Source organism: Natronomonas gomsonensis (genome assembly GCF_024300825.1).
In the GTDB taxonomy this organism is placed as follows: domain Archaea; phylum Halobacteriota; class Halobacteria; order Halobacteriales; family Haloarculaceae; genus Natronomonas; species Natronomonas gomsonensis.
Map to the genome: position 1 here is coordinate 119,520 of NZ_CP101323.1, position 12,575 is coordinate 132,094.

At 63.5% G+C, this 12,575-nt stretch carries 11 protein-coding genes; 7 read left to right on the forward strand and 4 right to left on the reverse strand.

The window, feature by feature from the left end:
- Positions 1 to 40 precede the first annotated feature (40 nt).
- A complete protein-coding gene (locus NMP98_RS00590; protein WP_254859485.1) occupies positions 41 to 2,299 on the reverse strand; it encodes an NADP-dependent malic enzyme in 2,259 nt (752 codons plus the stop codon).
- 134 nt (positions 2,300 to 2,433) lie between these two features.
- Between NMP98_RS00590 and NMP98_RS00595 the strand changes: the two genes are divergently transcribed.
- The 4 genes from NMP98_RS00595 to NMP98_RS00610 all read left to right on the forward strand — a co-directional run bounded on the left by NMP98_RS00595 (position 2,434) and on the right by NMP98_RS00610 (position 5,114).
- Positions 2,434 to 3,270 (forward strand): COX15/CtaA family protein, encoded by an 837-nt coding sequence (locus NMP98_RS00595; protein ID WP_254859486.1) that lies wholly within the window; start codon positions 2,434 to 2,436, stop codon positions 3,268 to 3,270.
- 54 nt (positions 3,271 to 3,324) lie between these two features.
- Positions 3,325 to 3,603, forward strand: a complete 279-nt coding sequence (locus tag NMP98_RS00600) for a 4a-hydroxytetrahydrobiopterin dehydratase (RefSeq protein ID WP_254859487.1) — start codon at positions 3,325 to 3,327, stop codon at positions 3,601 to 3,603.
- 4 nt (positions 3,604 to 3,607) lie between these two features.
- Entirely contained in the window at positions 3,608 to 4,006 is a 399-nt protein-coding gene (lwrS, locus tag NMP98_RS00605; RefSeq protein WP_254859488.1) for an LWR-salt protein, read from the forward strand.
- A 484-nt stretch (positions 4,007 to 4,490) separates the two neighbouring features.
- Positions 4,491 to 5,114, forward strand: a complete 624-nt coding sequence (locus NMP98_RS00610; RefSeq protein WP_254859489.1) for an HAD family hydrolase — start codon at positions 4,491 to 4,493, stop codon at positions 5,112 to 5,114.
- On the opposite strand, the gene NMP98_RS00615 is transcribed toward NMP98_RS00610, so the two are convergent.
- Genes NMP98_RS00615 through NMP98_RS00625 form a run of 3 tightly spaced genes read right to left on the reverse strand, consistent with a single transcriptional unit; the run spans position 5,111 to position 8,430 of the window.
- Positions 5,111 to 5,317: a hypothetical protein gene (locus tag NMP98_RS00615; protein WP_254859490.1), complete on the reverse strand. Its 207-nt coding sequence runs from the start codon at positions 5,315 to 5,317 to the stop codon at positions 5,111 to 5,113. The two genes, NMP98_RS00610 and NMP98_RS00615, sit on opposite strands and share 4 nt — an antisense overlap.
- Positions 5,318 to 5,348: 31 nt before the next feature.
- Positions 5,349 to 7,229 (reverse strand): molybdopterin biosynthesis protein, encoded by a 1,881-nt coding sequence (locus NMP98_RS00620; protein WP_254859491.1) that lies wholly within the window; start codon positions 7,227 to 7,229, stop codon positions 5,349 to 5,351.
- Positions 7,222 to 8,430, reverse strand: coding sequence for a molybdopterin molybdotransferase MoeA (locus NMP98_RS00625; protein WP_254859492.1), 1,209 nt, complete (start codon positions 8,428 to 8,430; stop codon positions 7,222 to 7,224). The genes NMP98_RS00620 and NMP98_RS00625 overlap by 8 nt, the downstream gene beginning before the upstream one ends.
- Positions 8,431 to 8,582: 152 nt before the next feature.
- Here NMP98_RS00625 and NMP98_RS00630 point away from each other — a divergent pair, with 152 nt between their 5' ends.
- From NMP98_RS00630 to NMP98_RS00640, 3 genes are all read left to right on the forward strand, one after another.
- Entirely contained in the window at positions 8,583 to 8,930 is a 348-nt protein-coding gene (locus NMP98_RS00630; protein WP_156708098.1) for an Hsp20/alpha crystallin family protein, read from the forward strand.
- Between the two features lie 92 nt (positions 8,931 to 9,022).
- Positions 9,023 to 10,684: an ABC1 kinase family protein gene (locus NMP98_RS00635; protein WP_254859493.1), complete on the forward strand. Its 1,662-nt coding sequence runs from the start codon at positions 9,023 to 9,025 to the stop codon at positions 10,682 to 10,684.
- Positions 10,685 to 10,777: 93 nt separating this feature from the next.
- Complete coding sequence (locus NMP98_RS00640; protein WP_254859494.1) at positions 10,778 to 12,559, forward strand: hypothetical protein; 1,782 nt, start codon at positions 10,778 to 10,780, stop codon at positions 12,557 to 12,559.
- Positions 12,560 to 12,575 lie beyond the last annotated feature (16 nt).

The following is a 12,575-nucleotide window of genomic DNA, read 5'->3' on the forward strand; positions in this document are numbered from 1 at the left end:
GCTTCGCGGAGAAAGCGAACAGTCGTCCAGACGCGGTCGGTTACTGTCCGTTGGACTGTGCGTCGACGACCGCAACGCCGGCCAGATTCACGATGTCTTTGACCTCATCGCCGCGCTGGAGGACGTGGACGGGTTTGTCCATGCCGACGAGCATGGGTCCGATGGCTTCGGCGCCGCCGAGTCGCTGGAGGAGTTTGTAGGCGATGTTGCCGGCTTCGAGGTTCGGAAAGACCAAGACGTTCGCCGGTTCCTCCAACTCCGAGAAGGAGTAATCGCCCGTCAGCATCTCCTCGACGACCGCCGTGTCCGCCTGCATCTCACCGTCGACCGGGAAGTCGGCCTCGGGGTCGTCGTGGAGCATCTTCGCGGCGTCGCGGGGCTTGCTGGTTCCCTCGTTTCTGACGCTGCCGAAATCGGAGTACGACAGCAGCGCCGCCCGCGGTTCGACGTTGAACCGGCGGGCGAGTTTCGCGGTCTGTTTCGTAATTTCGGCGAGGACGTCCTCGTCGGGCGATTGGTTGACGGTGGCGTCGGCGACGAAGACGACGCGATTCTTGAACGTCAGCATGTACACCCCCGCCGCGTAGTCGGCGTCGGGGTCGGTACCGATGACCTGCAACGGCGGCCGAAGCGCCGATGGGTAGTGGTGCATAAGCCCCGTCAACATTGCATCGGCGTCGCCCATCTCCACCATCACGCTGCCGAGGTAGTTCCCGTCCTCGATGAGTTCGTTGGCCTCCCGGCGGGTGATGCCCTTCCGCTGGCGGAGTTCGTACAGTCGCTCGGCGTACGGTGCGAGGTTGCCCTCCTCGGGGTCGACGATTTCGGGGTCGAAATCCAGCCCGAGCCGTTCGGCGTGCTCCCAGATTTCCTCTCGGTCGCCGATGAGAATCGGTTCGGCGATGCCTTGGTCGACGAGTTGGTGGGCCGCACGCACCATCTTCTCGTCGTCACCCTCGGCGAGGACGAGTCGCTTCGGGTCGCTTTTGGCCTTGTTCAACACCACACGCATCATCTCGCGGGACTTCCCGAGCCGTGCCTCCAACCGCTCGGCGTACTTCTGGAGGTCGAGTTCCTTCCGGGCACATCCGCTGTCCATCGCCGCCTTCGCCACCGCCGGGGCGACCTCGAAGAGGACCCGTGGGTCCAGCGGTTTAGGGATGATGTAGTTGGGGCCGAACTGCAGCGGTTGGTCGCCGTAGGCTTTGACGACGGCGTCGGGAACGTCCTGTCGGGCCAACTCGGCGAGTGCCTCGGCGGCGGCGACTTTCATCGCCTCGTTGATTTCGGTGGCGCGAACGTCCAAGGCCCCGCGGAAGATGAAGGGGAACCCGAGGACGTTGTTGACCTGATTGGGGTAATCCGAGCGACCGGTCGCCATGATGACCGAGTCCTCGCGAGCGTTCTTCGCCGCCTCGTAGCCGATTTCGGGGTCCGGGTTCGCCATCGCGAAAATGATGGGGTCTTCCGCCATCGACTTGACCATCTCCTCGGAGACCAATCCACCGACCGAGAGGCCGACGAACACGTCGGCGCCATCCATCGCATCCGCGAGGTCGCCTTCGGGGCGGTCCTGTGCGAACTCCCGTTTGAACTCGTTTACGTCGCCGGCTTCGGCGCGTTCCTCGGTGATAATGCCCGAGGAGTCACACATCGTGATGTTGTCGCGGTCGGCGCCCAGCGAGACGTAGAAGCGGGCGGTGGCGAGCGCCGAGGCGCCGGCTCCGGAGAAGACGATTTCGACCTCCGAGAGGTCCTTGTCGGCGATATCGGCGGCGTTCAGCAGTGCAGCCCCGGAGATGATGGCCGTCCCGTGTTGGTCGTCGTGGAAGACTGGGATGTCCATCTCCTTTCGAAGCGTCTCTTCGATTTCGAAACACTCCGGCGCCTTGATGTCCTCGAGGTTGATGCCGCCGAACGTCGGCTCCATCGCCTTCACCGACGTGATTATCTCCTTGGGGTCGTGTTGGTCCAACTCGATGTCGAAGACGTCGATGTCGGCGAAGCGCTTGAACAGCACGCCCTTGCCCTCCATCACCGGCTTCGACGCCTGCGCACCGATGTCGCCCAACCCGAGAACGGCCGTCCCGTTGGAGATGACGCCCACCATGTTCCCCTTCGTCGTGTAGGTAAACGCTCGCTCCGAATCCTCTGCGATTTCGTTACACGGCGCAGCGACGCCGGGCGAGTACGCAAGCGAGAGGTCCCGCTGGGTGTTCGTCGGTTTCGTCGTCGATATCTCGATTTTCCCCGGCGGCTCTCGCCGGTGATACTCGAGTGAATCCTCGTCCAGTCCCATAGAGGTATCCCGTCGACTGGCCTCAAAAAGCTACCCAACCCGAGGAGGCGGCAGAAGTTGCCTCAACCGGTCGTCGGCTCCCGCCAGCGTCCGGTTTCGGGGGGTATATACTCCCGTAGTACCGAACGTCGATTATGGACTTCCGTCGGCTGTTGCTCGTCACGACCGTCACGACGGCGCTCACGGCACTCGTCGGGGTCATCACGGCCACATCCGGGGCGGGACTGACCTGTGAGGCCCGGTGGCCGCTGTGCGATGGGGCCGTCTTCGGGCTGTTCCCGGCGAACTTCATGTCGTTCATCGAGTGGTCCCATCGGCTGGTGGCGATGATAACCGGCTTCCTCATCATCGGTTCTACGATTGCGGCGTGGCGCGGCGGCCACTCGCGGCGGATTCGCTTCGCTACGCTCGCCGCGTTGCTGTTGACGCCGGTGCAAATCGTCTTCGGGGCGTTTACCGTCCTCGTAAACGAGTTGGTGTTCGGCTACTCCATCGTCGTGTTGACGTTGCACTTCACGTTCGCGTCGCTCATCCTCGCGTTCCTCGTCGGCGCGACGGTGTGGGCCTACGCCGACGTATCCGAGGTGACCTTCCAGAAGATTCAGACCGCCGCCGTCGCCGCCCTCTTGGGCTTTCCCGTGATGGTCGGCCTCACCCCGCGGCTGTTCGTTGCCTTCGGCGAAATCGCACAGTTCGTCTACTACGGCCTCGGCTTCGCGATGTTCGCCGCGCTGTGTCTCGTCGCGCTGTGGAGTCGGGAACTCGGCGCCCGGGCCGTCGCCTACGCGGGCGGAGTCGGCGCTGCACTCGTGGTGTCCCAGCTCGTCATCGCCCGCCGCGCGTTCGGCAACGACGGCCAACTGTTGATTCTCGCTATTTCGCTTGCCGCCTTCGGACTGACGCTCGTGGCGATTCGACGCACCCGCGCCCTCGGCGAGCGCTCGAGGGCCGCCGCACCGATGGGCGACTGACCGACCCCCCGTCGCTCGCGTAGTTTTATCGGGCCACAGGCCGACCACTTACCCATGAGTGACCTGCTATCCGACGAGGAAATCGAGCGTCGACTACCGGAGGGCTGGGAACGTGACGGCGACGAAATCGTCCGCACCTTCGAGTTCGACTCGTATCTCGAAGGCGTTGGCTTCGCCGCCGGGGCGGGCGGCCTCGCCGAGGAGGCGTTTCACCACCCCAAGATGACCGTCGAGTGGCGTGAGGTGGAGGTCCGACTGACGACCCACGACGCGGGCGGCATCACCGAAAACGACACCGACCTCGCCGCTCGGTTCAACGAACTCGCGGATTGAGACGATGGACGACCCACAGGACGTGGGCGACGCGGAGTACGTCTTCGCCGTTCGGCTTCGACTCTCGCCGTCGGACCCGACAGTCAGACTTGACCCCGCTACCGTCGAGACGACGCTTTTCAAGCGAGCAGCGCCGCCCGGCGAGGACGGCTGGCTGTTCTTCCGGGACAACCTCTGGCGCGGTGAGGTGAACGACCACGGACACATGTGCGAACTGGCCGAGGAGATGCTCGGGACCGATGTCGAATCGGTCGATTTCCGGGAGTTACGTACCGACGAAGCGTACTACGAGGAACTACAGGACGCCATCGCGGAGGACCTCGCGCTGTTCAACGCCGACGACGTGCCGGAGGTTCTAACGAAGTACATGGGGAGTTCCATCAAGGTACTTCGGGGCGAATAGCGCCCACATCTTCCGGGATTCTGACAGGGATGGCGAAATCTCTCCAAGCGGAGTGTGGGGGGTATCGAATGCCCGTTGTGCCAGAACATTTATTGGAAACTGGGATGGGACTACAGGTGGGCAGCATATTCCCTGGCGATTCGGTGAAGAATCCCCCACCCCTATCCCCACCCACCTTGCCGCCCCGTTTTCGCTGTCGTCCGAGAGTGACCCACCGTCCCCCATCCGCCATAATGCCACGGGATAACAATAGTCACGCTGCCGGCTATCTCCGTTGTTTAATACCAGGGGCGAAAGTGCGCCTCGCCCCGAGTTTTTGATGCAGTTGGTATCCGGCCCACCACTGCAAGACATTTCGAAACCGAGGGACCCGCGTTCGTCGACGAGTTGGGTCGTTCGGTAGAGATATGTCGACGATACGTGCCATCGGGTGGTCACACGCCTCCAGAAAGCACTTATTCGGTACCCACTTACGCTGGAACCCATGAGCGTCCCGTCCTACGACCACTGGGTGTTCGACCTCGACGGCACCCTCGTCGACGTAGAACCGGGATACGTCCACGACGTGTTCGACCGAGTCGGCGACCGAGTCGGCTACGATTTCTCCGAACGGGAGGCCGAGGCGGTGTGGCACGGTCTGGGCGGCGTTCGCAACGACCAACTTTCCGAGTGGGGCGTCGACGTCGAGACGTTCTGGGAGGTGTACCACGAGGAGGAAGACCCCGAGGCCCGCGCCGACGCAACCTACCTCTACGACGACGCCGAGGTGGTCGGGGACCTCGATTCGCCGACGGTGCTCGTCACGCACTGTCAGGAGTACCTCACCGACCCGGTGTTGGAGGCGCTCGACATCGGCGACTGGTTCGATGCGGTCGTCTGCTGTACCGAGGAGACCGGCTGGAAACCGGACCCGGAACCCGTCCACATGGCGCTGTCGTCGGTCGGCGCCGACGGCGACGGCGTCCTCGTCGGCGACGGGCCCCACGATGTCGGCGCAGCGTGGAACGCCGGCCTCGCCGGCGCACACGTCGAACGCCACGGCCACGACCGACGTGGCCTGTGTGTCGTCGGCGACCACCGCGTCGACCGCGTCGACGAACTCGTTTAGTCGTACAGTTCGTCGTCGAGCGGCAACTCGAAGTCGCCCTCTTCGACACTCTCGACGGCCGCATCAATTTCGAGTGCCTCGCCGCACTCCGGACAGGGGAGCGCCAGCGTCACGTGAATGCCCCCGTCCCCCTCGTAGAGTTCCAACACGTCGGTATCGCCCGGATACAGGTACTCGGCATCGAGTTCGTGGTCACAAGACATACCGAATCATGCGGTCCGTGCCGACAAAAACCTACTGCGAGTCGTAACCTGACAGCGACTCGATGACCGAGGCACCGTCATCGATGACTGCCGCCAGACGCTCGACCTCCGGCTTTTCGAGGCGGTCGTCGCTTCCGTACACCCGAACCGTCTCGGTTCCGCAGGGGACGAACCCCATCCCGAGTGCGTCGGCGGTCGCGGCCAATCCGAGGCCGACGTCGGCCTTCCCGGCGAGGACCTTCCTGGCGGGCGATTCGTGGGCGCGGACAGAGAACTCGAAGCCGTCGATTGCACTCACGAGGTTGTGACGGTCGACGCCGCGTTCGTCTGCGAGGTCGGCAATGGCGTCGCCGAGGGTGCTCCGAAGCCCGGAGTCGGTCGTCCGGTTGACGAACCAGAGTTCCCGGTCGACGAGGTCGGTGAGGCCATCGATGTCGTCGGGATTGCCGGCGGGGACGACCAGCCCCCACTCGCGGGTCCAGCCGCCGAGTTCGGTCGCGTCGTCGGGTTCGGCGTCGCCCGAGACGACGGCCACGTCGGTGACGCCGTCGCGGAGTCGTCTGATTCCCTGTCGGCTGCCGACGCCGAGATACCTCGGTCGCTCGATTCGGTCCAACAGTCGCGACAGCGCGGGGTCGTCCTCGCCGGCGCCAAACAGACTGGGCGGGCGAACGTCGGCGGAGAACAACTGTACCTCGACTTTTTCGCCCGAGTCGAGGTACTCCATGTCTGGGTCGACGGCGACGACGCCGTCGGCCTCGACGAGACTCGTTGTCGCGCCGCTGCCCTTGTCGACCGGGTAGACGAGCGTGTTTCCGTCGCCGTCTTCGATTACTCCGGCCGGCATGTATCGCAGTCGCCCCTCGCTGTATCGCTCCCGGACGGCCATCTCGCCGGAGATGGTGGCGGTTCGCGGCTCCGGCAGTCCCGCGGCGCGCCGCACTGCGGGCGCGACGAAGGTCCGGAAGATTGTCAGCGCCGAAACCGGGTAGCCAGGCAGGCCGATGTACGCGCTCCCGTCCAACCGCCCGACGAGCATCGGCTTGCCGGGCTTGACCGCGACACCGTGCAGCAGGAGTTCGCCCGTCTCCTCGATGACGCGGTAGATGACGTCGACGGCCGACGCCGAGGTCGACCCCGAGGAGAGAACGAGGTCACACTCGCTTGCAGCCTCCCGGAGGACCGACTCCATCGCCTCGTAGTCGTCGCCGGCGTGGGGGTACAGCCGTGCCTCGCCGCCGGCCTCCTCGATTGCCGTCGCCGTCGTGTAGCTGTTCACGTCGTAGATTTCGCCCGAATCGCTGTTCAGCGGCTCGCCGGGACGGACGAGTTCGTCGCCGGTCGAGATGATGCCGACGGTCGGTTTTCCGCGGACTGGCACTTCGTCGACACCGAGGGCCGACAGCAGGCCGATTTCCCGCGGCGTCAACACGGTTCCAGGGCCGAGCGCTCGCTCGCCGGCGGCCACGTCGGCGCCCGCGAACATCACGCGGTCGCCCGGTGCCAGCGAGGTTCGGACGAGGACGGTTTCGCCATCGGTGTCAGTGCGCTCGACCATCACCACCGCGTCGGCGCCCGGCGGGAGGACGGCACCGGTCGAGATTTCGGCACACTCGCCGTCTCCCACCTCCAAGTCGGGTTCGGCGCCGGCGTGGACCTCGCCGACCAACTCCAACTCGACGGGGTCAGCCTCGTCGGCGCCGAAGGTGTCGGCGGCTTTCACCGCATAGCCGTCGACGCTCGCGCGGTCGAACCCCGGCACGTCGAGGGCGGCGTCGATTCGCTCGGACAGCACGCGGCCACGGGCCTCCCGGAGTGGGACGGTCTCGTCGTCCGCTCGGAGGTCCAGCGAGGCGATAGCCTCGTGTGCCTCGTCGGGGTCGGCCAAATCGCGGAACTCCTTTCTACGCATTGTACTCCCAGTCCTCGACGGTCACGGTTTCGCCCTTCGGAATCCCTTCGCGGCTCTCCTCGACGACGACCCACCCGTCGGCGAGGGCGACACTAGAGAGGACGCCCGACCCGCTGGCCCGGGTCGGCGTCGCGTCGAGTTCGTCATCGGACCCTTCGAGCTTCACTCGGACGAACGTCCGAACGCCGGGTTCGCTCCGTATTTTCCGCGTCAGTTCAGCCTCACGTGTCGGAATCGGGTTCCTCGGCATCCGACCGAGGTGTTTGATGAGCGGTCGGAGGAACTGAACGGCATTGACGATGGCGGCGACGGGGTAGCCGGGCAACATCACGACCGTCGTGTCCTCTACACGGCCGAGTGCGACCGGATGGCCCGGTTTCAGGGCGACCCCGTGGACGAACACCTCGCCGAGTTCCTCGACGACTTCCGGGATGAGGTCCCGTTCGCCGACGGAGGAGCCGCCGGTCGTGACCACCACGTCTCGGGTGAGGTCGCGTTCGACGGCGACGCGGAGCGCCTCGTGGTCGTCGGTGACGATGTTTCGCCGTTTCACGTTTGCGCCCCAGCGCTCGGCGAGTCGCGAGACGGTAAATCGGTTCGTCTCGATGACCTCGCCCGGTTCGGGGTCGGCCTGGACGAGTTCCTCGCCGGTCGGGACGACCGCCACCTCCGGGTGGGAAACGGCCTCGACGGTGTCGATGCCGGTGGCTTTCAACAGTCCGAGGTCCGAGGGCCGGAGCTGGTGACCGGGGTCGTAGAGTCGCTGGTCGTTCTCGACGTCCTCGCCGACGGGGGCGACGTTCTCGCCCTCGGCGACGGCATCGAACACTTCGAGTTCGCCGGCTATCTCGTCCGTTTGTTCGACCATCACGACCGAATCGGCTCCGTCGGGGAGTTCGCTTCCAGTGTGGACGCGGACGGCGGCGTTCGGGCCGACCGATTCCGCCGGCCGGAGCACCGCCGGCGAGCGGTCGGAGGCGCCGAAGGTGTCCTCGGCGCGTACCGCCCATCCATCCATCGCGGCCCGTGGGTAGTGGGGAACGTTTCGGGCGGCGTCGATGGGTTCGGCGAGCGTCCGTCCGTCCGCCACCGAAAGGGGGACGCGCTCGGTTCTGTCTAGGGCGTCCACGTCGAGTAAGCGCTCGCGGGCGTCGGCCACGCGGGTGCGCTGTTTGAACCCGGTCTCGCGTACGTCGCTCATACCGAACTCTGAGGCCGGCAAGGTCAAAAAGGGTCGCGCCCCGCACAACGGCGAGACCGGCACCCGTCGGTCACGGCCGACGAACAGTGGGCGTCGATAGCCGAATCACCGCCACCGAGGGCTTTAACGCGCCGGCGGGCGTACCCCGCCGTATGCAACTGCGTGAGGCACTCGGCGAGCTCCCGGAGACGGTGTTCGCCGACTTACTGGAGAGCGACGATGCCTATCTACTCGTCGTCGACCTCCCCGGTGCGACGGCCGACACCCTCGACGTGACACTCGACGACGGCCGACTCCGCATCGAGGCGCGACGCGAGAAGTCGCTGCCGACCTCCTTTCGCTACGTGACCGAGGAGCGCTCGCTGTTCCTCGACGCCGAACTGCCGTTGCCGCCCGACGTTTCGGGCGCCGACGCATCCGGTGAGATGGAGCGTGGCGTCCTCACGCTGCGGCTCCCCAAATCCACCGAAGAGAGCGGCCAGCGGATTCCCATCTCCTGACGCGTGTACTCCACTCTTATCACTACGGCGTCCCCCGTACGTCTGCGACCCTTACGGTCGTCGAGCGGCCGGTTCGGTGAGGTGTCTCCCCGGTGAACTTTCGCGTCTATCGGCGGTTCGTCGTCGTCGCCTATCAGTTCCTGCCGCTGCTCTTGGCGTACGCACGGGACCGAAAGCGATTCTTCCTGTTCGGCTCCGGCCGCCGAGTCACGGCGGAAACCCGACGGAAACGCGCCCAGGCGCTGTTGAACTCCCTCCTCACCCTCGGCCCGACGTTCATCAAACTCGGGCAGTTGCTGTCGACGCGGCCCGATATCCTCCCTCCGGAGTACGTCGAGGAGTTCGAGAGCCTACAGGACGACGTACCGCCAGCCGACTGGCGGGATGCGAAGGTGATCTTCGAGGAGGACATCGGCCCCGTCGAGACGACGTTCGACGAGTTCGACACCGAGGCGATAAGCGGCGCGAGTCTCGGACAGGTGTACATCGCCTCCCTCGACGACCAGCAGGTGGCGGTGAAGATTCGCCGGCCCGGCATCGAGGACCTCGTCGAAGCCGACCTCCGGGTCATCCGGTGGTCGCTGCCGATACTGATGCAGTTCGTCGACGACACGCGGTCGTTCTCCTTGGAGACGCTCGCCGACGAGTTCGAACGAACCATCCGCGAGGAGATGAACTACGAGCGGGAGCGCCGAATGCTCGAAGAAATCGGCGGGAACCTCGCCGACAACCCCAAGGTTCGGGTTCCCGTCGCACTCCCGGAGTTGTCGAGCAAGCGCGTACTCACCATGGAGTACGTCGGTGGGACGAAAATCTCCCAAATCGACAACCTCGACAGCCTCGGACTCGACCGAACCACGCTCGCGGAGACGCTCCAGCGCGTCTACCTCCAGATGATCGTCCAGGACGGCGTCTTCCACGCCGACCCACACCCTGGAAATCTCGCGGTTCAAGACGACGGCACCATCGTCTTCTATGACTTCGGGATGTCCGGGCGCGTCGACCCGTTCATCCAAGAGAAGATAATCGACTTCTACATGGCTATCGCCCGACAGGACATTGACGACATCCTCGACACCCTCGTCGAGATGGGAACGCTCAGCCCACAGGCCGACCGCGAGGTGATGGCGAACGTCATGGAGTTGGCCATCGCCGACGCCCGGGGGGAGGACATCGAGCAGTACCGCGTCCAGCAGATCATCCAGCAGGTCGAGGACACCATCTACGAGTTTCCGCTTCGGTTGCCGCCGAACCTCGCGTTGGTGTTGCGGGTGGCGACAGTCGTCGAGGGCGTCTGTGTCACCCTCGATGAGGACTTCGACTTCATCGAGGTGGCGACCGATTACCTCCGCGAACAGGGGTTCTTGGAGGAAAGCGCCCGCGGGTTCATCGAGGATCGAGTGACTGAAGCGCGCGATTTCGGCGAATCGATGGTCCGCGTCCCGCCGAAACTGGAGTCCACTCTCGACCGCGTCGAACGCGGCGACGTGACCGTCCAACTGGAAATATCCGACGACGAACGAGCCCTCGATACGCTCGCAAAGCGGTTGATTTTGGGCGGTCTGCTGTCGGCGACCGTGATGGCTTCGGCAGTGCTGTATGCATTCTCGACGCTGGAGGCGTCGCTCGTCGCTGCCGCTGTCTCGATTCCCGTCGCGGCGCTTCTGTGGCGGTCGTTCCGAAGCCGAAAGGGGATTCGAGCCACCCCACAGTTCACTCGCCAGAGCCTCCGGGAGCAGCGCGACGAGAAGTAAGCCCGCGTCGTTGCAGAAGGTGTATATAAATGGTGGGTTATAACCGGAAATCGAAACAAGAAACTTCGGGGTTACCTTCCAACCGTGTGCCCAATGAGGGGAAATGGGTCGTTTGTCGACGACCAACGCGGCGTCTCTGCGGTTTTGGGGTTCGTCCTGATGTTCGCCCTCGTCATGACGACGTTTGCAATCTATCAATCCGACGTGGTCCCCCACCAGAACGCCGAAGTCGAATCGAGTTACAGTCAGTCGCTGGACGGCGAGGTTTCGGAACTGCGGTCGACCACGATGGATGTGGCGGCCAACGGCGCCTCCGCTTCCGAGACGATTCAAGGGGCTCCCGACTACCCCGACAGAGCGTTGGGAATCAACGCTCCGCCGCCGAAGAGTCGACTGTCGACGACGGCCGAACACGATGTCTCGATAGCGGGGTTGGAATCCGCGCATAAACAGTACTGGGACGGAACCGAACGGACCTTCGAGACGCGCCTGCTCGCGTTCGAGCCCTCCTACAACTACATCCGGACCGAGGAGACGTACTACCTGGCGAACGGTGTCGGCGTCCACGAATCCGGCAACGGTTCGTACGCCAGTTCGGTCGGCGGCGAAGTCGTCGACTGCGACCAAATCGACATCGTTCTGTTCGACGGCGACGTGGACCAACAGGCCAGCGTCCACGACGTGTCGCTGGAACCGGTCAGCACGAACTCCGAGTATCACTCCGTGACGCCCGAAGACGACGCGAGCATCGAACTCCCGACCGTTCGGAGCGAGTCCGCGTGGACCGAAATTGCCGCCGATAACCCGAACGTCAACGACACCGAGGTGACGTGTGGCGACGGGAGCGACCCGCCGTGTGATGCCCGGGTGAACACCGTCGAAATCGAACTCAACGACAGCGTCGAGAGTTACGATTTCCGAGTGACGAAAGTGAGCCTCGAAGAGCCATCGACGACCTCACCGGAGTATATTACGACCACCTCGAACGTTCAGAGCGGGTTGTCAATGAATCAAACACACGAAATCGAAGTGACTGCTCGTGACAAGTACGGCAACCCAACCGACGCCGAAGTCGAGTTGGTCGGTGGCGGTGACGGAACGTTCCGACCCGATGGGTCTGTCCGAACCGGTGGCGATATGACAACGTTCAAATACGAACCCGGCTCCGGCGCGTCGGCGAATTTCAAGGCGAGAATCAACAACGGCAACGAACCCTACCAGCGGCTTGACTTCTCTCTGGGAAGCGGCGTTCCTGGACCAAGTGGAAAAGTGTTTGAAGTGTATAACGACGGACAACTGTACACTGACCTCGGTGAAATCGAATCAATGTATGTTTCGGATATTTATGCTACTGAGTCATCGAGCGCTGGATGCCTTCTCGGCGATATTGACGAGGGTCTGCTCGGATTACTTAGTGGACTTACGTGTATCGAGAGTACGAGTGATGTTTCTCAGTTCACGGCGACGCTCCATGGTGAGTCGACCACCTATGAGGTTGGATTTACTCTTGTTGATGAAGACCAAGACGGTCATATCTTCACCGGAAGCGGATACGATGGTGATGATTATGCGGCTGTGATGTTCGACAGTGACGATTCGCTCGTTGATGACGAACCCATTTTTGTTGGGAAGCTCGAACCCGGTACGGCTAACCACCTCTTCGTCACGAAACAGGGTGAAATAGACCTCCTTGACGAGAGCTCTTATCAATCGACCGAATGGGAACGAAGGTGCAGTGATACCGGTCTCTTCGGACTCACGTGTACTGATTACGAATACGGCATCACCAGCTTTGATGAATTTATGAACGAAAATATTGATGCGTTCTACGTTGACCATGCAGACGGCCACGCTACCGTCGAAGTCTCTTCCTGAGATTTTTGTCTCCTGA

Coding starts and splice junctions, on each gene's coding strand:
- NMP98_RS00600 (WP_254859487.1), top strand. CDS start 3,325: ATGAGTGACCTGCTATCCGACGAGGAAATCGAGCGTCGACTACCGGAG.
- NMP98_RS00620 (WP_254859491.1), bottom strand. CDS start 7,229: ATGCGTAGAAAGGAGTTCCGCGATTTGGCCGACCCCGACGAGGCACAC.
- NMP98_RS00610 (WP_254859489.1), top strand. CDS start 4,491: ATGAGCGTCCCGTCCTACGACCACTGGGTGTTCGACCTCGACGGCACC.
- NMP98_RS00615 (WP_254859490.1), bottom strand. CDS start 5,317: ATGTCTTGTGACCACGAACTCGATGCCGAGTACCTGTATCCGGGCGAT.
- NMP98_RS00630 (WP_156708098.1), top strand. CDS start 8,583: ATGCAACTGCGTGAGGCACTCGGCGAGCTCCCGGAGACGGTGTTCGCC.
- lwrS (WP_254859488.1), top strand. CDS start 3,608: ATGGACGACCCACAGGACGTGGGCGACGCGGAGTACGTCTTCGCCGTT.
- NMP98_RS00590 (WP_254859485.1), bottom strand. CDS start 2,299: ATGGGACTGGACGAGGATTCACTCGAGTATCACCGGCGAGAGCCGCCG.
- NMP98_RS00640 (WP_254859494.1), top strand. CDS start 10,778: ATGAGGGGAAATGGGTCGTTTGTCGACGACCAACGCGGCGTCTCTGCG.
- NMP98_RS00595 (WP_254859486.1), top strand. CDS start 2,434: ATGGACTTCCGTCGGCTGTTGCTCGTCACGACCGTCACGACGGCGCTC.
- NMP98_RS00625 (WP_254859492.1), bottom strand. CDS start 8,430: ATGAGCGACGTACGCGAGACCGGGTTCAAACAGCGCACCCGCGTGGCC.